15 protein-coding genes and 1 pseudogene are annotated in these 17,071 nt (G+C 70.8%); 7 read left to right on the forward strand and 9 right to left on the reverse strand.

The features are described from left to right. Positions 1-15 precede the first annotated feature (15 nt). Positions 16-276 carry a hypothetical protein gene (locus tag QTQ03_RS19535; protein WP_289279306.1) on the reverse strand — a complete coding sequence of 87 codons (261 nt, stop codon included), beginning with the start codon at positions 274-276 and terminating at the stop codon, positions 16-18. Between the two features lie 215 nt (positions 277-491). Here QTQ03_RS19535 and QTQ03_RS19540 point away from each other — a divergent pair, with 215 nt between their 5' ends. Continuing rightward, positions 492-5,060 carry a cation-translocating P-type ATPase gene (locus QTQ03_RS19540; protein WP_289279307.1) on the forward strand — a complete coding sequence of 1,523 codons (4,569 nt, stop codon included), beginning with the start codon at positions 492-494 and terminating at the stop codon, positions 5,058-5,060. An 89-nt stretch (positions 5,061-5,149) separates the two neighbouring features. Here the strand turns inward: QTQ03_RS19540 and QTQ03_RS19545 are convergent, their stop codons facing one another. Both QTQ03_RS19545 and QTQ03_RS19550 read right to left on the reverse strand, forming a co-directional pair. Then, the gene (locus QTQ03_RS19545) at positions 5,150-6,121 is read right to left on the reverse strand and encodes an L-threonylcarbamoyladenylate synthase (RefSeq protein ID WP_289279308.1); all 972 of its coding nucleotides are present in this window, start codon (positions 6,119-6,121) and stop codon (positions 5,150-5,152) included. 100 nt (positions 6,122-6,221) lie between these two features. Continuing rightward, entirely contained in the window at positions 6,222-6,812 is a 591-nt protein-coding gene (locus QTQ03_RS19550) for a dihydrofolate reductase family protein (RefSeq protein WP_289279309.1), read from the reverse strand. Positions 6,813-6,982: 170 nt separating this feature from the next. Between QTQ03_RS19550 and QTQ03_RS19555 the strand changes: the two genes are divergently transcribed. Next, a complete protein-coding gene (locus QTQ03_RS19555; RefSeq protein ID WP_289279310.1) occupies positions 6,983-7,291 on the forward strand; it encodes a hypothetical protein in 309 nt (102 codons plus the stop codon). Between the two features lie 75 nt (positions 7,292-7,366). Here the strand turns inward: QTQ03_RS19555 and QTQ03_RS19560 are convergent, their stop codons facing one another. The 6 genes and pseudogenes from QTQ03_RS19560 to QTQ03_RS19585 all read right to left on the reverse strand — a co-directional run bounded on the left by QTQ03_RS19560 (position 7,367) and on the right by QTQ03_RS19585 (position 13,226). Continuing rightward, positions 7,367-9,103, reverse strand: coding sequence for an IS1634 family transposase (locus QTQ03_RS19560; RefSeq protein WP_289276459.1), 1,737 nt, complete (start codon positions 9,101-9,103; stop codon positions 7,367-7,369). A 193-nt stretch (positions 9,104-9,296) separates the two neighbouring features. Beyond that, positions 9,297-10,502: an IS256 family transposase gene (locus QTQ03_RS19565; RefSeq protein WP_289280611.1), complete on the reverse strand. Its 1,206-nt coding sequence runs from the start codon at positions 10,500-10,502 to the stop codon at positions 9,297-9,299. 124 nt (positions 10,503-10,626) lie between these two features. Continuing rightward, positions 10,627-10,896: pseudogene (locus tag QTQ03_RS19570) on the reverse strand (type II toxin-antitoxin system VapC family toxin); the annotation flags it as partial. After that, positions 10,878-11,132 (reverse strand): FitA-like ribbon-helix-helix domain-containing protein, encoded by a 255-nt coding sequence (locus QTQ03_RS19575; protein ID WP_289279311.1) that lies wholly within the window; start codon positions 11,130-11,132, stop codon positions 10,878-10,880. The pseudogene QTQ03_RS19570 and the gene QTQ03_RS19575, both read right to left, overlap by 19 nt. A gap of 355 nt (positions 11,133-11,487) precedes the next feature. Next, positions 11,488-11,973: a hypothetical protein gene (locus QTQ03_RS19580; protein WP_289279312.1), complete on the reverse strand. Its 486-nt coding sequence runs from the start codon at positions 11,971-11,973 to the stop codon at positions 11,488-11,490. Next, positions 11,970-13,226, reverse strand: coding sequence for a helix-turn-helix domain-containing protein (locus QTQ03_RS19585; RefSeq protein WP_289279313.1), 1,257 nt, complete (start codon positions 13,224-13,226; stop codon positions 11,970-11,972). Before QTQ03_RS19585 ends, QTQ03_RS19580 begins: the two co-directional genes overlap by 4 nt. Before the next feature lie 397 nt (positions 13,227-13,623). Between QTQ03_RS19585 and QTQ03_RS19590 the strand changes: the two genes are divergently transcribed. The 5 genes from QTQ03_RS19590 (at position 13,624) to tgmC (ending at position 16,988) form a co-directional block, all read left to right on the forward strand. Further along, complete coding sequence (locus QTQ03_RS19590; protein ID WP_289279314.1) at positions 13,624-13,872, forward strand: hypothetical protein; 249 nt, start codon at positions 13,624-13,626, stop codon at positions 13,870-13,872. Positions 13,873-13,888: 16 nt separating this feature from the next. Beyond that, entirely contained in the window at positions 13,889-14,224 is a 336-nt protein-coding gene (locus QTQ03_RS19595; protein WP_502889874.1) for a hypothetical protein, read from the forward strand. Between the two features lie 355 nt (positions 14,225-14,579). Next, a complete protein-coding gene (gene tgmA / locus QTQ03_RS19600) occupies positions 14,580-14,885 on the forward strand; it encodes a putative ATP-grasp-modified RiPP (RefSeq protein ID WP_353890638.1) in 306 nt (101 codons plus the stop codon). A 4-nt stretch (positions 14,886-14,889) separates the two neighbouring features. Beyond that, entirely contained in the window at positions 14,890-15,846 is a 957-nt protein-coding gene (gene tgmB, locus QTQ03_RS19605; RefSeq protein ID WP_289277663.1) for an ATP-grasp ribosomal peptide maturase, read from the forward strand. Further along, positions 15,843-16,988: an ATP-grasp peptide maturase system methyltransferase gene (gene tgmC, locus QTQ03_RS19610; RefSeq protein WP_289279316.1), complete on the forward strand. Its 1,146-nt coding sequence runs from the start codon at positions 15,843-15,845 to the stop codon at positions 16,986-16,988. Before tgmB ends, tgmC begins: the two co-directional genes overlap by 4 nt. The last annotated feature ends 83 nt before the right edge of the window (positions 16,989-17,071 follow it).

A 17,071-nucleotide genomic window follows, 5' to 3' on the forward strand; every position in this document is an offset into this window, starting at 1 on the left:
CGTGATGCCGGTCGCTCAGGCGGACTCCAGCGCCTCCCCGAAGCCCTTCGTCAGTCCAGACAGGTGCTGGTCGGCGAGCAGGTGACCGGCGGTGATCACCAGTGCCATCGGCCACTCGATGACCCGGACCGCGGCAAGTACCCCCAAACCCATGTAGTACGCCAGCTTGTCCGGTGGCGGGATCGCAATCTCACCCAGCATCGGGATCTCGACCCGGCGGTTGAACGCCCGGATCGTCTCGCGCCCCCCGCTGAGTTCCCGTGTCAACGTGCTCATTCCGGCCTCCCAAAGACGACGACAGCATCCGGGATTCCACAGATGCGGCGGCCCATGCCAGCCCGGGCTGCGGAACTTCCCTGGTTGCCGGGGCATAACGGACGTCCGGCCGGGAAGGCAGGCCGCCGGAAACCAGGCGTGGGAGGCGAGATGGAGTACGACGGGAGCAGCAGCACCGGAAGGTCGGGCCGGCACCTGTCCCGTCGTACGCCTCGATGACGACGCTGGGTCGGGTCGCCGGCCATCTGCTTCCACCGCTCCCGGTGCCGCAGGTCGTTGGTGAGGCGTCGCGGAACCTCGGATCGGCAGCAGTCCGGCTTGCCAGGGTCACCGGCCTGACACGACGCCGGGTCTGGTCCCGTCCAGGGCGGCACCACATCGAGGTGTACGGCGTCGGCCAGGACGGCGGGGACGTCCTCGCCCAGCAGGTCGAGAGGGCGCTGGAGCGGATGCCCGGCGTGGCCTGGGCACGGGTGAACGCACCGTCGAGCCGGGTGGTGGTCGCCGTCGAAGCGCCCGAACCGAAACTTCGCGACCTGATCGCGGCCGTGTCCCGGGCCGAGCGCGTCTGCCCACACGAGCCCGATCCGGAGATCCCACCCCCGCATCCGCCCGAGGAGGGTCCGAGGACCCCCCGTACGCTCGGCGCGCTCGCGTCCGACGCGCTCGGCCTGACCATCTCCGCCGCGACCCGGATTCTCCCCCTCACCCCGGCCCCAGGCGAGGTCGCCGGCCTGCTCGCCGCCGTCGACCTGCATCCGAAGCTGCACGCCCTCGCAGCTCGGGGGCTACCCGCTGACCCTCGCGCCGACCTGCTCTTCCCGCTGGCCGAGGCGGTGGTGCAGGGCCTGACCGGCGGGTGGACCGGCATCGTGCTCGACGGCGCCCAGCGGGTGGTGCAGTGGGGCGAGGCACGGGCCCAGCTCGCCGCGTGGGCGAAGGCGGAACCCCGGCTGACCGGCGACCCGGAGCGCGCCGTCGCCCGGGCTCATCCCGTCGAACGGCCCCGACCCAAGCCGGACGGCCCGGTGGAGACGTACCTGACGCGGATGCTGCAGGCAGGTGCGGTCGGCGCGGCGGCGGCGACGCCCGTGGTGGGCGGCAAGCGGGCCGCCGCGCTCGGCCTCGCCACCCTGCCAAAGGCCCCCGGATCCGGCCGCGAGGGGTACGCCGCCCAGCTCGGCAACCTGCTGGCGCGACGGGGCGTCATTGCGATGGACCGCAGCGTCCTGCGGGAGCTGGACCGGATCGACACGCTGGTGCTGGACGCCGCGATCCTCGGTTCCGACCGCGGCATGCTCGCCGACCTGGTACCTCTCGCGGGCGCGGACCCGGGCGACGTCGCCGCCCAGGCGTTCGCATTGTTCGACCCGGACAGCCCCGGCGCGTGCCGCGCGGCCGACGGCTGGCGGATCGGCCCGACGGAGGCGCTCGGCGTAGCGGACCCCGGCGACACCGCGGCGGTCGGCCGGCTACGGGCGGCGGGCGGCCGGATGCTCGGCCTGACGCACGGCGACCAGCTCGTCGCGGTGCTGCGGGTGGAGACCGAACCGGCGCCCGGCGCGAACATTCTGCCGACCGCCGCCCGGCGGGCGGGGCTGCGGCTGGTCGTGGCCGGCGACGAACCCGACCGGTACGACTTCGCCGACGCCAGCCTGCCCGGCGGCGACCGGCTCGCCGGAACGGTACGCCAGCTGCAGCGGGACGGTGCCGTGGTGATGCTGGTTTCCGACGACCGGTTAGCGCTCGGCGCCGCCGACTGCGGTCTCGGCGCCGCCAGCGACGAGGACCTGCCGCCGTGGGGGGCACACCTACTGGTCGGCACGGACCCGCGAGTGGCCGCGCTGGTGGTGGAGGCGGTCGGGGTGGCGCGGCGGATGACCGTGCAGAACATCCGGCTCGCGCTCGCCGGCACGGGCCTCGGCGCGCTCTCCGCGCTCACCGCCGCGACGGAACTGCTTCCGATCCGGACCCTGGCCGCGGTCAACGGGACGGCCGCACTGGCATTCGCCAACGGCGTGTGGCGCGCCCACCACCTGCCCAATCCCGCCGACGCACCGGCCCCGGTGAAGGCGGTTCCCTGGCACCTGATGCCGGTCAGCACCGTCCTCGACCAACTCGACAGCACCCCCGACGGCCTGACGTCGACCGAGGCCGGCCGGCGGCGCTCGGGCGCGGGACCCGACGGTGACGCGCCGGCCACCCTGCTCCGCGCTTTCCTCGACGAGTTGGCCAATCCGCTGACCCCGGTCCTCGCCGCCGGGGCCGTGTTGTCCGCCTCCTTCGGCTCGCTCGTCGACGCCGCCCTGGTCGGTGGAGTGGTCGGCGGGTCGGCTCTGGTGGGCGCAGTGCACCAGCGCAACACCGAACGGTCCCTGGCCGAGCTGCTGTCCCGCTCAGCGATCACCGCCCGGGTCCGGCGGGACGGCGGAGACCAGGTGCTGCCCGCGGACGACCTGGTCCCGGGCGACATGATCGTCCTTGAACCAGGCGACGCCATACCGGCGGACTGCCGGGTCCTGGAGGCCGTGGGGCTGGAGGCCGACGAGTCCTCGCTGACCGGCGAGTCGCTGCCGGTGGGCAAGAGTGACCAGCCGGTCGCCGCGACCGCCGTCGCCGAGCGTCGCTCGATGGTGTACGAGGGCACCACCGTCGCCGCCGGGCACGGCCGGGCGATCGTCGTCGCCACCGGCGCCGACACCGAGGCCGGGCGCAGCATGGCGATGGCCCGCAACGCCCCGCCCAGTGGCGGCGTGGAGGCCCGGCTCGGCGGGCTGACCGGCAAGTCCATACCGCTCGCACTCGGGTCCGCGGTCGCCGTCGCCGGCGCCGGCATGGTCCGGGGCGTGCCGCTGGCGGAGACGGCTGCGGCCGCCGCGAACCTGGCCGTCGCGTCGGTGCCGGAGGGGTTGCCGTTCCTGGTCAGCGCCGCGCAACTGGCCGCGGCCCGGCGGCTGGCCGAGCACGGCGCGTTGGTTCGCAACCCACGCACGATCGAGACGCTGGGGCGGGTCGACGTCCTCTGCTTCGACAAGACCGGGACGCTGACCGAGGGCAGGCTGGTGCTCACCGGCGTCGGCGACGGCGACCGGTACGCCCCCGTCGACCAGCTCGACGACCACCTGCGCACGGTCCTCGCGGTCGCACTGCGCGCCACCCCCGACGCCGAAGACCCGGAGCAGCTCCCGGAACAGACCGATCGGGCGGTACGCCGGGCGGCGCGGCAGACAGACACGGTGGAGCAGACCGGCGCGTCGGCCTGGCACGCTGTCGGGGTGCTGCCCTTCGAACCGTCCCGCGGCTACCACGCCGCCGTCGGCGCCTGCGACGGCAGCCTGCTGCTCAGCCTCAAGGGCGCGCCGGAGACCGTGCTGCCCCGCTGTGTGAACCGCCGTACCGCGATCGGCATGGCACCGATGGACGAGGCGGCCATGGCCGCTGTGCAGGACGACCTGAACCGGCACGCCGGTGCCGGGCAACGGGTCCTCGCCGTGGCCGAACGGACCGTGGCCAACGAGACGATAACCGACGACGACATCCGGGACCTGACCTTCGTCGGCATCCTCGCGCTGGGTGACGGGATCCGGGCCAGCGCCGCACCGGCCGTCGCGAGCATCCGCAAAGCCGGCGTGCACACCATCATGATCACGGGTGACCATCCCGCCACCGCCAAGGCGATCGCCTCCGTGATCAGCCAGGGCGACGGCCAGCAGGTGGTCACCGCCGCCGACCTCGACGACCTCGACGACGAGGCGCTGGCCGCCCGTCTGGTAGACACGGATGTCGTGGCCCGGTGCACCCCCGCCCACAAGGTTCGGATCATTCAAGCGTTGCAGGCATACGGCCGGTGCGTGGCGATGACCGGCGACGGCGCGAACGACGCCCCGGCCATCCGCCTCGCCGATGTCGGCATCGCACTCGGCCAGCGGGGTACCCCCGCCGCCCGCGCCGCGGCGGACCTGGTCGTCATGGACGACCGGCTGGAGACAATCATCGCCACCCTCGTCGAGGGGCGAGCGATGTGGTCGTCGGTCCGGCACGCGCTGAGCATCCTCGTCGGCGGCAACCTCGGGGAGATCGCGTTCAGCATCGTCACCGCCGCCGTCGACGGGCGCTCCGCCCTCAACGGCCGACAGTTGCTGCTGGTCAACCTGCTCACCGACCTGGCACCCGCGTTGGCCATCGCGGTCCGCCCGCCGGAGCACGGCGAAGACCTGCTCCGTGAGGGCCCGGACACCTCCCTCGGCACCACCCTGAACCAGGAGATCGGGGTCCGGGCGACCTCCACCGCACTCGGCGCCACCGCCGGCTGGGCGCTGGCCCGATGGGCGGCCGGGACACCTCGCAGAGCCGGCACCATCGCTCTCGTGTCCCTGGTCGGCACCCAGCTCGGCCAGACCCTGCTGGCCGGCGGCGCCACCCCCGGCGTCCTCGTCTCCACCGCCGGTTCGGTGGGCGTGCTCGTGTTGGTTGTGCAGACCCCCGGCCTCAGCCAGTTCTTCGGCTGCACGCCGCTCGGGCCGATCGGCTGGACGATCGCTACCGGCTCAGCGGTCGGCGCCACCCTGGCCAACGGCGCGGTGGCCCGGCTGGTGGAGCGGCTACCGGCCCCGCCCACCGTCGATCTGCTGCACCGCCTGCCGCTGCGCCCGGACGCCGACCTGCTGCGCCGGTTGCGCCGCTGGCCTGGCGGCGGGCCGCCCAGCCCCGACGGTTCAGGCCCGGACGTTTCGGGCCCGAACGTTTCGGGCCCGGACGTTTCGGGCCCGAACAGTTTGGCCTGAACGGTTCCGGATCAGAGCAACCTGACGCATCCGGAAGTGACCCCCCGCACCACCGGCGATGACGCGGAAGCTGGCCACAGCCCGGCCGCTCAATGCCAGGTGGCGGCGGCGCGGCGCAACCGGTCGTTGATCGCCCGGCCGATGCCCGTCTCGGGCACCGGCTCGACAACGATCTCATCGACCGCGGCGGCGTCCAGCCGGTGCAACGCGTCGAAGAGTCGTGCCGCCGCCTCGGTGAGGTCGCCGGCGACGGAGAGCACCTCCACCGCGGCCCACTCGCCGACCGGCCGGCCCCGAAACGCCAGGAAGCCCCGCCGGGCGCCATCGCCGACCGCCGGCCCCGCAGCCGCCGCCAACCGCAACGGCGTACGCGGCGCGTAGTGCGCCGCCAGCAACCCGGGCGCGACCGGTTGCCCCGAGCTTCCTGGGCGGACGACGACCGGCCCGACCGCGTCCGCCAGCGCCTCCATCGGCAGCGCGCCCAGCCGCAGCACCACCGGGCGGCCCTCACGCACGTCCACGATCGTCGACTCGATGCCGCAACGGGTCGGCCCCCCGTCGAGTACCACGTCCACCGCAGCGCCCAAGCCGCGCACCACGTGCTCGGCGCGGGTGGGACTGAGCTGCCCGAACCGGTTGGCGCTCGGCGCCGCCACCGGCACCCCCGCTGCCGCGATCAACGCCCGCGCGGCGTCGTGATCCGGCACCCGGACGGCCATCGTAGCCAGCCCGGACGTCACGATGGGTGGGATCACTGTCGGTCGATCGACGATCAGCGTCAGCGGACCAGGCCAGAACCGCTCGGCCAGCGCCGCCACCGCCACCGGCACCGCGCCGACCAGCTTCTCCAGTTCCGCCGCCTCGGCCAGGTGCGTGATCAGCGGGTCGAAGCTCGGCCGCGCCTTCGCCTCGAAGATCCGGGCCGCGGCCCGAGCGTCCAGGGCGTTCGCACCCAGCCCGTACACCGTCTCGGTGGGGAAGGCCACCAACCCGCCGGTACGCAGAACTGAAGCCGCCTCGGCGATGCCGCTGTCGGCGGGAAGTAGGCGCGGTGTGCTCACGGCTCGACGCTAACCTGCCCGGACATCGTCCGCGCCGCCGGCTACCAGCCGAGCGCTGCACCCGCCGCCTCGTTCGCGATCTCAGTACCCGCGTACGCGCTCAGATCGGTCGACGGCGCGTCCGATAGCGCAGGTGAAGCACCCGGTTGCCCTGAACCACCACCTCAGGATCCTCCAACAGGTGCTGCACGTGGACCGACCCGAAGTAGCGCTTGCCGGACCCGAACACGACGGGTACGACGTCCATGCGTACCTCGTCGACCAGGCCCGCGGCGAGCACCTGACCACCGACCTCTCCAGCAGCGACCTCGACCACACGGCCGCCCGCAAGCTCCTGTGCCCTGGCCACGGCTGCCTCGACACCGTCGACAAAGTGAAACGGCGCCTCGGAGTCCCAGCCCTCAGGCTCCGGCCGGTGCGTCACGACGACCACGTGGTCGACCCCGCCCGGAGGTTTCCCGTCCCAGCCGTCCGTCATGTCGAAGACGTGGCGGCCGACGACGGTCGCCCCGATCTGGTCCCAGTACGGCCGGGTGTAGTCGTAGGACGTCTGCGACACCTTCAACGCGCCGCTCTCGTCCAACGGCACGTCGCCGCTGGTCAACCAGTCGAAGAGCGGTCCGGGCTGATCATTCTCGTCCGCGATGAAGCCGTCCACCGACACCGAGCTGTACATGACCACGTTACCCACGGGCTCTCCTCTGCATTTGGGTACCCTCAAACTAGCGTGTCGTGAGCTGTCGCTCTGACCGGAAAATGACCTTGACCACGTCGGGGTTTGGGCAGGCGGTATCACCGGGCCGGCGGCGCCTGGACCGGTTGGTGGCGGGTCGGTCAGGTGGTGGCGTTGAGGGTGACGGTATGGCCGAGGGCTTCGAGTTGCCGGACGAGGGTGTTGAGCTTGCGGTCGGTGTTGACGCGCCGGTCGTAGTAGTCGGGGCCGAGGTCCTGGTAGCGGGCGGTCGGGTCGGCGAGCAGGTGCCAGATGATGACCAGGATGGAGCGGGCGACGGCGACGAGGGCCTTGCCTTTACCGCGGCGTTTGACGATGCGCCGGTAGCGTTCGGCGAGGAAGCTGCCGCCGCTGCGGGCGGCGGTGCCGGCGGCCAGGCCGAGGACCCCGGCTTCGACGGTTGGCGGGCATGCGGCGGTGGCGGATCTGCGGGTTGACCTGGGGCGATGGGCGTGGGGAGGCTTCGGGGCCGTTTGCCCACGGCTCCGGATCCTGTTTTCCCAGCTCAGCGGCTATTCGGCGGTCTTGAGGCTGCTCATCTTTGGCGGGAGCGGGACACCGCAGTCGGTGAAGAGTTTGGTCTGGGTGTCGGTGAGCCGGGTGGTCTGCTGGAGGCTGCCGGCCGGGCCGGAGAGGGTGACCTGGTGGATCCGGCCGAGTTCGGCGGCGATCTTGGGCCAGGACTGCTGGGTGCGGCGCTCAGCGACGCGGATCAGTAGCAAGGCGAGCCAGCACAGCAGCACGTGAGCGCGTATCCGCTCGTCGAGGCGGTGGTAGACCGGCCGCAGGTCGAGGGTGGATTTCAGGGTGCGGAAGGCGCGTTCGGCTTCGAGGAGGTTCTTGTAGCCGAGCGCGATGTCCTCGGCGGACAGGTCGGGGTCGCTGGTGGCGAGGAGGTACTTGCCGTCCAGGCGGGCCTCGGCGGCGACCTTGGCGGTGTCGATGGACAGCCGTCCGGTGGTGGGGTGCTGCTTGAGCCAGCGGCCGAGGGCAGGGTGGTCGCGCAGCGCGCACTCGGCCTTGCGGTGCGGGGCGTCCGAGGGGGCCGTGGGGCGCTTGCCGGTCTTGGCGGCCTTGGCCTTCGCCTTGGTCGCGTCGGCTTCCCGGGCGGTCTTGATGCGCGTCAACTCCTCGCGGATCGCGGTGAGTTGGTCTTCGCGTCGGGCGGCATCGCGTTCGGCCTCGGTGGGGTTGTGGCAGATGATGAAGCGTCTGCCCTCGTCGCCGTCGAGGCGGACCTCTTTGACGCGCAGGTTGTCGCGTACTTCCTGGTAGCGGCCCTGGCGGGCCAGGGCCTGGTCGGCGCGGTGGGAGCCTTCGCGCATCTTGATGCCGGTGATGTAGTGGCCGCCGGCCCGGCGCAGGTAGGACTGGTTGGCCTCGGAGGAGAATCCGGTGTCGCAGACGGTGACCACCCGGCCGAGCCGCCAGTCGCGCAGGCCGTCCTTGACCTCGGTGATCACGGTCTGGTCGTTGGTGCCGCCGGGCCAGGTCCAGCAGCGCACGGGGATGCCCTCGCGGGTGACGGCCAGTCCGATGACGATCTGGGGCAGGTCCTTGCGGTGGTCCTTGGAGTGCCCGTACTGGCGCAGGCTGGAGCTCTCGCCGTCCGGGTCGTCCGCAGTGTCGCGTTCGAAGTAGGTGGAGGTGGTGTCGAAGAAGACCAGGTCGACTTCGAGGTTGAGCAGGTGTGCGGCGGAGAAGAACACCGCTTCCTGCACGGCGGCGTGGACATCGGCGGCGACGAGCAGGTCCATGGCGCGGTAGGCGTGCTGCTCGGCCAGTGCGTCCAGGCCGGGGATGACCTGGTCGCGGGTGGCCCACTCGGCGGCGGCGAGCTTGGAGGCGGGGGCGATGGCCCGGTTGGCGACCAGCGCGAAGATCGTGCGCTCGACGTCGGTGCGGAACTTGCGCCCGTCGATGCGGGAGGCCAGGGCGGTGTCGATGCCCAACAGTTTCCACAGCCCGTCGAGCAGCCAGCTCGCCCCGAGCGGCCGGGAGAACTCCACCGTCAGCGGCCCGGCCTCCTCGGCGCCCAGCGACGCGGCGACCTCGTCCTCCTCGCCGAGGTAGCGGTTGATGGAGGCGACCAGGCGGCGCAACCCGTCGACGTCCAGACGGTCCTCGCGGCCGAAGTTGACCAGCACCTCGGCCTGCGTGGTGCCGCCGACCCGTCGGTTGTGGGCGAGTTGGAGGTATCGCACCACCGACCCGTCCTTGTTCCGCCGTTGGATCTTCCGCAAGTACATGCCCGCATCATCAGACAACAAGCCTGGCCAGAACAAGACCCACGGCAAATCCGTTTGCCCACGCCTCTGGACAGTCTCCGATGGGTGCCAGCCCTCTCACCTGCACGGATCCGCCGCCGATCCGCCCCGCATGCCCACCAACTGTCGAACTCGGGAGTGTCAAGTTAACGGCTGATCTTGGTTGTTGAGGTGGTCAGTTGTTGGCCGGGGTGAGCCGGCCTTCGAAGGCGATCTGGAAGGCGTTCAGTGGTGCTTTCCAGCGCATGGTCCAGCGTCGGCGGCCGGCTCCGGTCGGGTCGAGGCTCATCAAGGCCATGTAGACGCACTTGAGTGCGGCCTGCTCGTTCGGGAAGTGGCCACGAGCTCGCACGGCCCTGCGGATACGGGCGTTGACGGACTCGATCGCGTTCGTGGAGCAGATGACCTTGCGGATCTCCACGTCGAAGGCGAGGAACGGCACGAACTCCGCCCACGCGTTCTCCCACAGCTTCACGATCGCCGGATACTTACGGCCCCACGCCTCGGCGAACTCGAGGAACCGCTCGGTGGCGGCGTCCTCGGTCGCCGCGGTGTAGACCGGCCGCAGCGCTTTGGCGATCTTGTCCCAGTCCTGCCGGGCGGCGTAGCGGAACGAGTTGCGCAGCAGGTGCACCACACACGTCTGCACGATCGTGCGCGGCCACACCGTCTCCACCGTCTCCGGCAGTCCCTTGAGCCCGTCACAGACCAGCATCAGCACGTCGGCCACGCCGCGGTTCTTCAACTCGGTGAGCACGTGCAGCCAGTACTTGGCGCCCTCGCCGCCGTCACCGGCCCAGATACCGAGGATGTCGCGGTGGCCGTCGACGGTGACCGCCATCGCGAGGTAGATCGGCCGGTTCGCGACCTGACCGTCCCTGATCTTGACGTTGATGGCGTCGATGAACACGACCGGGTAGACCCGGTCCAGGGGCCGGTTCTGCCACTCGGCCATGCCGTCCATGACCTTGTCGGTGATCGTGGAGATGGTCTGCTTCGACACCTCAGCGCCGTAGACCTCAGCCAGGTGCGCGGCGATCTCGCCGTGGGTCAGGCCCTTGGCCGACAGCGACAGGACCATGTCGTCGACGCCGGTCAGACGCCGCTGCCGCTTACGCACGATCTGCGGCTCGAACGTCCCGGCGGCGTCGCGTGGGACCCGCACCTCGACCGGCCCGACGTCGGTGAGCACCGTCTTGGTCCGGCTGCCGTTACGGGTGTTCCCGCTACCCCGACCCGCCGGGTCGTGCTTGTCGTAGCCGACGTGGTCGGTGATCTCCCCATCCAACGCCGACTCGAGGACCCGCTTCGTCAGCTGCTGCAGCAGCCCACCCTCGCCGGTCAGCTTCAACCCGTCACCACGAGCCCGATCGACCAGCATCGCGATCAACTGCTCATCCGTGACCGCACCCACCGGCTCCACGGCCGGCTGTCCCACGGTGGTCTCGGTCGTCATCTGGCGTCTCTCCCTTGATCGGTCGATCAGCCGTTATTTGTACAGTCCCCATCCGGTCAACCAGCGTCGCGACGCCAACCTCGTCGATGACCAACGAAGGCAGGGTGTCGATCGCCTCCTGAGCCCGGGCAAGGCCGAGCTTCCCACCGAGGACCTTGCCTCTGATCACGGACATGACCTCGACCAGAAGATGACTCGGCGCGGCCCAGTGCGGATCTCCGGTCAGTTCCGCCCGCGCCGCGTCCCCGACCGGCCCATCATCGACCAGAGCGTCGGCCAGAACCGACGCATCCACGACGATCACGCGGCGCTTCCCCACGGTCCGCGCTGCTCCCGCTGGTCGTTCAACTCTGCGGCGCTCTCCCCCAGCAGAGAGCGAGCACCGTCGGATCGGCCGGCGAAGCGATCGAGGGCCGTCGTGTTGCGCAGCCGTCGAGCCTGCGTCTCCACCAGTTCCAGCAGGTATGCCTGGAGTGACTGCCCGCGCGCCCTGGCCTGGGCTGCCAGGGCGTCTCGCACTTCTTCCGGCACGTCCCGAATCTGGAGAGCAACCATGCATTCATTATGCATGCAGCATCGCTCGCTCGCCAGGAAAGACTCGGACCCTCGATCAACTGGTTCGCATGACGACTGTGGTACGGCCAAGAGCCGCAGGTCAGAGAAGTGTGTGGGCCGGACGATGCACCACGCGAACCGCCCCACCCTGGTTCCCGGTGACCCGCTACCGGGACGTTTGACCAGCTCACGCGGCAAGCGGGGTGCGGCATGACCGCCCCGACCCCACCCCGAGCCGCCGGGTACCCGGCCGCCGAACCCGCCCCGGTGTCCCTCGAAACCGCGTCGTCGTGGCTGGCCGCGGCGGGCGTTCCCACCCAGGAACGCCCGCCGCCTGCAACCCACGAAAACCGAATCAATCGCGGTAGGCGCCTTCCGGCCAGACGATCGCCACCGGGAGTCCTTTCTCCCGGGCGTATTGCACCACGTCCGCCGTTCCGCCATACGCCCGCGCCGGCTCACCGTCCCACACCGCAATGAGGTGGTCGGCATGATCCACCATAAAGCGACTTGCATCCATGTGCGCTTCGGGAGTCGACTCCCGGTGACGGCAGCGGTGCACGCGGCCCGCGCGGCTCAGAAGCTCGTCATACTGCGGTTTCGCGGCGTCCGGGAGCCCATCACGGTACTCTGCCGCGGGCACGACAACCTCTAGGCTTCCCCCACGGTCCAGTACCGTAGCGGCGAATAGCTGATCCGCGCCGTCGGCAAGGCACGAAATTCCGGTAAGGCCGGAGCCGACGGGCACGATTCGTTCCAACTGCGCCTCGATTCCAGCGACGACCAGCGCGGACACCTCCGGCGACAGCCCCCGGTGACCACTTACCGCCACACGCATCAAAGCTCCTCCCGGTAGGTCGCGTACAGCCGTTCGTCCAGCTCGGCCACGGCACGACATGACCGCGTGCCGAGGGTGTTCCGGAATGCGGCTACAGCCCGCGTGACGCGCTCTGAGTCGAAGGTCTGTCCCACCCCGAACGCATCGGCGGCAAGCCTGCACGCCTCGTCCACCCTGCCGGACTGAGCCAGCACGCCCGCCCGCAAGACGTCCATTACGGCACGTGGCTTTGGTGCCTGTTGCGGATCATGTGCTAGTTGCAACGCCTTTTCGGCAACCTTCACTCGCCCCAGCTTGCCGGCGGCCTGCGCTCGAAACCCGGCTAGCTTCCGCTCATCGAAGCGGAAGATCCACGGCCATACGGGCTCGTCGTTCGAGCCCCGAGCAAGCCGTGCTTCTGCCTGATCCAACTTCGTGAGAGCGTTGCGGTCCCGGATCTGAGCGAGGGCAAGCGACTCGATCGCGTCCATCCAGATACCGGCGATGGCCGGGGCCGAGCGCGGGAGCCGGTGGCGAGCGTCTGCAACAAGCCGTACGCTTTCGGTCCCGTCGCCGCAATTGGCGGCGAATTGGCTTGTGCTCGCCTGCATGTAGGCCGGCAGAAGCGGGTGACCCGACCGCTCGGCCGCCCGCACGGCGAGTTGGTAGTGGCGGCGGGCGTTGGCCCGGTCCTCTATATCGACGTATAGCCACGCGGCCAGTCCCGCCGTCTCGCTGAGCACGGCGAACAGCCTGCGGGTATGTGCTGGTGAGTGTCCGTTACGGGTGGCGAGCTGGCGAACGAGGGCAAGGTGGGCGCTGACCGGAGCGATAAGACTACGAGAGGGTAGTCGCTGCTCTGGCCGGCGATAGGTGGCGGATGGGATCGTCAACAGCCGTTCCTCGTCCTGCGATTCGACGGGAACGTCACCTTCGACGGTGCCAATCAACGCAAGCCCCGAGACGCCTGCGGCGCCCGCGAGGAACTGGCGACGGTTCGTGTCATCCTCCTGGTCATCGAGCAAGCCCGCGAGCGACCTCGGGATGCCCAAGCCGTCGCAAAGTGCTCGCACGGTGCGGATGCCCGGCTCCTTACTCTGACCGTTCATCAGCCGCGAGACGTGCGGCTGTGAGACGCCAACCGCTACCGAGATGTCGGTCTGCGACGCGTCGGTTTCCCTGATGAAGACCTGTAGCACCGTGGACCAGTCACCGGACCGGAGCGCGCGCCTGATCTCGGGCCGGTCGAGCATCTCAGCCGGCGCCTTGATCACCACGGCCGCGCCTTGGTAGGCGAGGGGATCACAGACCTAGCGCGTGTCACCAGCCTGGTAACGGCTCCTAGCTCGGAGGTATGTCGGGCTCTTGTGTGCTTCAACTATGCCCCCACCTCCCGCGATCGACATACGTGCAGGTATAGCGACCTCTTCCTATACGTCCAGGAGTGGCCGTGACGAGCAGTGAACTGCACGCTTCGCATTGTCGCCGAGATTGCGGCGCGGGGGAAACGCCCGTTGGGCGTTCCGTCCGTTGGCCGGCGGCGACCCGTGTTGGACCCCCGCTGCTTCGTGTCGGTTCGAGCGCCGTGGTGGCGGGTGACGGTGGGGTGCGCGTCGTCCGGCCGCGCAGTTGACATCGGACGATGCGCGCCCCGCCACCTGGGAGGCGTGACCGATGGCGACGTATTCCGGCGGTGATCAGATCGACCGCGCGCAGGCGGTGTTGGAGCGGCACACGGTGTCGAGTGCCGACGGTCGGTGCCTGGCGTGCGGCGTCCTCGGCCCCTGTCCCGACCAGGAGCGGGCAACGCGGGTGTTCGCGTTGGCATTGCGGCTGCCCCGGCGGGTGCCGGGGTTGACCCAACCGCACCTGATCGGCGTTCGCCGGGCGGACGAGCCGGCTTGGTTCGAGGCGGCGAGCTGACGTGCCGGCGGTGCCGCTGCCGCGCTCCGGTGACGTGGTGTTCATCGGCCGGGCCGCCAACGTGCAGTTCGCCGGGGACCGGAGCTTCCCCTTCCACGTGATCAGGGTCCATGACTGGCAGACGTATGACGGCTGGAAATGGCTGGACGGCTACCAGCTCAACCAGCGAGGCGAGGCGGTAGAGCGGCGTTCCGTTCTCGTCCAGCTTGCGGGGCTGCGGCCGGCGCCGCAGGTACCGGGACGGGCGGGCGCGCACCGCTGGGGAGTGCGCGCCCGCTTCCGGCGGCCATGGCCGCCGAGGGTGAGGGAGGTCCGATGCATCAGTTTTCGACCAGCTCAGGCGGTCTGGTGACCGTGGAAGCTCACACCACGGATGCCGAAGTGTGGGAGGTGCTGGCCCGCGCTGCGGCGGTCGTCGCCGCGCACACCGAGGGCGACGGCCTATGCGCCGGGTGCCTCGATTGGTGGGGACGCTTGGCGCCTTACCCGTGTGGAACAGGCGCGGTGGGCGCAGGCGCTCCGCGAGCGGTTCGGCGCTACCTCTCCCCTCGGGCGCGAGTCCGGCGGTACCGGGTGAGGCGCCGATCCCGCCGCACGCGGCGTGCGCGGGCGCCTCCAGCCGCGCCCGGAAGCCGACTGCACATCGTCTCGCGCTGATCCTGCCAGGAGGTTTGATGTCCCCGACCACCCCCGTTCCGTTCCGTCCCGTGGCCGATGACCCGCTGTACCCGGCCGCCGGGTTCCTGCCGCTGGGCCGCCCGCTGGGCGCCGTCGACCACGACGCGGTGCCGACCTCGGCCGACCGGCGGCCGTTCGGGCTGCGCTTCGCCGTGGTACCGGCGCACCCGATCCCGGTGGACCTGACGGCGGTGCGTTACGACCCCGAGCGTCAGATGTCGGTCGATACCACCGGCGCCCCGGTGCTGGGCAAGCACTCGACCGGGGCGACCAGTACCCGCACCTCGGACGGGTACAAGAGCATGGATTCCGACATCGACCACACCGAGGACTGAGCCGGTGGGCGACGAGCGCACGGTGCTTGTGCTGACCCAGCCGTACGACGTGACCGCCGACTACGTGGTCGCGGAACTGGCAGCACGGGACGTGCCGATATTCCGGTGCGACCCCGGCGACTTCCCGCGGACGTTGACGCTCGTCGCGCAGTCGGGCGGAGGCTGGCGCGGCAGCCTCCGCCTACCCGGCCGCCGTGCCGCGCTGCACGACTTAGGGTGCGCCTACTACCGACGCCCGACCGCGTTCGAGCTGCCGGCGCACCTGACCGACGAAGAACGCCGCTGGGCCACCCGTGAGGCGCGCATGGGCCTCGGCGGGGTGCTCGCGGCGCATCCATTGTGGCTCAACCACCCGCACGACATCGCCCGTGCCGAGTACAAGCCGGTCCAGCTCGCCGCTGCCGGCACGGTCGGACTGTCCGCGCCCCCGACGTTGATCACGAACGAGCCGGCGGCGGCGGAGCGGTTCGTGCGCGAGCACGGCGGCGCGGTCGTCAAGCCGCTCGGCTCCGGTGTGATCGCCGAGGCCGGCACGGCGAAACTGATCTACACCAACCGGGTGTGCGCCGAGGAGATCGACCACACCGTTGCCGGCACCGCGCACCTGTTCCAACAGCAGGTGGACAAGGCGTACGAGGTGCGGCTGACGGTCGTTGATGATGCGTGGTTCGCCGTACGCATCGACGGCGCCTCGCAGGCGACGGGGCTGGACTGGCGCACCGATTACGACGCCCTGTCGTACTCGGTGGTGACCGTGCCCGAGGCGATCCGCGCGGCCGTGTCGCGGCTGCTGGCCCGGCTGCGGCTGCGCTTCGGCGCGCTGGACTTCATCGTCACCCCACACGACGAATGGATCTTCCTGGAGATCAACCCCAACGGGCAATGGGCGTGGCTGCAAGACGCCACCGGCCTACCCATCGCCGCCGCGATAGCCGACGCTCTGACCAAGGAGACGACATGACCGCTACCGCCGAACAACTACGCAACCGCCTCGTGGACGAGCTGACCGGCCACGGCTGGCTCACCGAGGAGTGGCGGCCGGCGTTCACCACCGTGCCCCGCCACGCCTTCCTGTCCCGCTTCTTCCGCCAGACCCCCGACCGCAGCCGGTACGAGGCGGTCGCCGCGGGCGCCCCCGGGGCGTTGGAGCTGATCTACTCCAACAGCGTGCTCCCCACCCAACTCGACGGCGACGACGCCCGATGGGAAGCGTCCCGCCGCGACGGCCCGATCGACGGCGTGCCGACCTGTTCCAGCACCCAACCTGCCCTTATGGCGATCATGCTGCACGCGCTGGACGTGGCCGACGGGCACCGGGTGTTGGAAATCGGCACCGGCACCGGGTACAACGCCGCGCTCCTCGCCCACCGGCTCGGCTCGCCGCTGGTCACCACCGTCGACATCGACGCCGGGTTGGTCGAGCGGGCGCGCACTGCGTTGACCGCCGTCGGATACGCCCCTACGGTGGCCGCCACCGACGGCGCGGCCGGCTACCCCGGCAACGCCCCCTATGACCGGGTCATTGCTACGTGTGCCGTGCCGGCGGTGCCGCGCAGTTGGCTCGGGCAGACCCGCCCCGGCGGGGTGATCCTGACCAACCTGCACCGCGAGATCGGCGGCGGGCTGCTGCTGCGGCTGACCGTGGACGAGACTGGCGCGGGCAGCGGGCACCCGCTCGACGACTACGGCTCGTTCATGCCGCTGCGTTCCTGCCCCACCCCGCAGACCTCGGCGCTCGTACGCACCGCGTCGCAGGCCACCGGCGACACCCACGAAACCCACCTACCCGGCCCCCTCTCGGACGACGGGGAGGCGTGGACCGCGCTGGTGGCGCTGATGCTCCCCGACGTGGCCCGACTCGACATCGACCGCCCCGACGGCCCGGTGCAATGGCTCGTCCACCCCGACGGCTCCTGGGCCTACCACCACACCCCCACCCGCACCGTCGAACAGGGCGGACCCCGCCGGCTGTGGACCGAGGTGGAGGACCTCCACAGCCGGTGGACCGCGCACGGCAAGCCCGGCCGCCCGCAGATCGGCGTCACGCTCACCGCCGCCGGGCAACAGGTGTGGCTCAACAACCCCACCGAGATCATCGGGTGAGTCCCGCCGGGAAGTCGCAAGGCAGCCCGGACGCGGCACGGTGGAACAAGGCCCCGGCGGTGATCGGGTGCCGGGGCACTCGC

The organism is Micromonospora sp. WMMA1363, assembly GCF_030345795.1.
In the GTDB taxonomy this organism is placed as follows: Bacteria; Actinomycetota; Actinomycetes; order Mycobacteriales; family Micromonosporaceae; genus Micromonospora.

Bases quoted from the DNA above. Each gene is read 5' to 3' on its own strand.
- QTQ03_RS19535 (WP_289279306.1), bottom strand. From the start codon at position 276: ATGAGCACGTTGACACGGGAACTCAGCGGGGGGCGCGAGACGATCCGG.
- QTQ03_RS19540 (WP_289279307.1), top strand. From the start codon at position 492: ATGACGACGCTGGGTCGGGTCGCCGGCCATCTGCTTCCACCGCTCCCG.
- QTQ03_RS19555 (WP_289279310.1), top strand. From the start codon at position 6,983: ATGGCCGAGGGCTTCGAGTTGCCGGACGAGGGTGTTGAGCTTGCGGTC.
- QTQ03_RS19560 (WP_289276459.1), bottom strand. From the start codon at position 9,103: ATGTACTTGCGGAAGATCCAACGGCGGAACAAGGACGGGTCGGTGGTG.
- QTQ03_RS19565 (WP_289280611.1), bottom strand. From the start codon at position 10,502: ATGCTGGTCGATCGGGCTCGTGGTGACGGGTTGAAGCTGACCGGCGAG.
- QTQ03_RS19575 (WP_289279311.1), bottom strand. From the start codon at position 11,132: ATGGTTGCTCTCCAGATTCGGGACGTGCCGGAAGAAGTGCGAGACGCC.
- QTQ03_RS19590 (WP_289279314.1), top strand. From the start codon at position 13,624: ATGGCGACGTATTCCGGCGGTGATCAGATCGACCGCGCGCAGGCGGTG.
- tgmC (WP_289279316.1), top strand. From the start codon at position 15,843: ATGACCGCTACCGCCGAACAACTACGCAACCGCCTCGTGGACGAGCTG.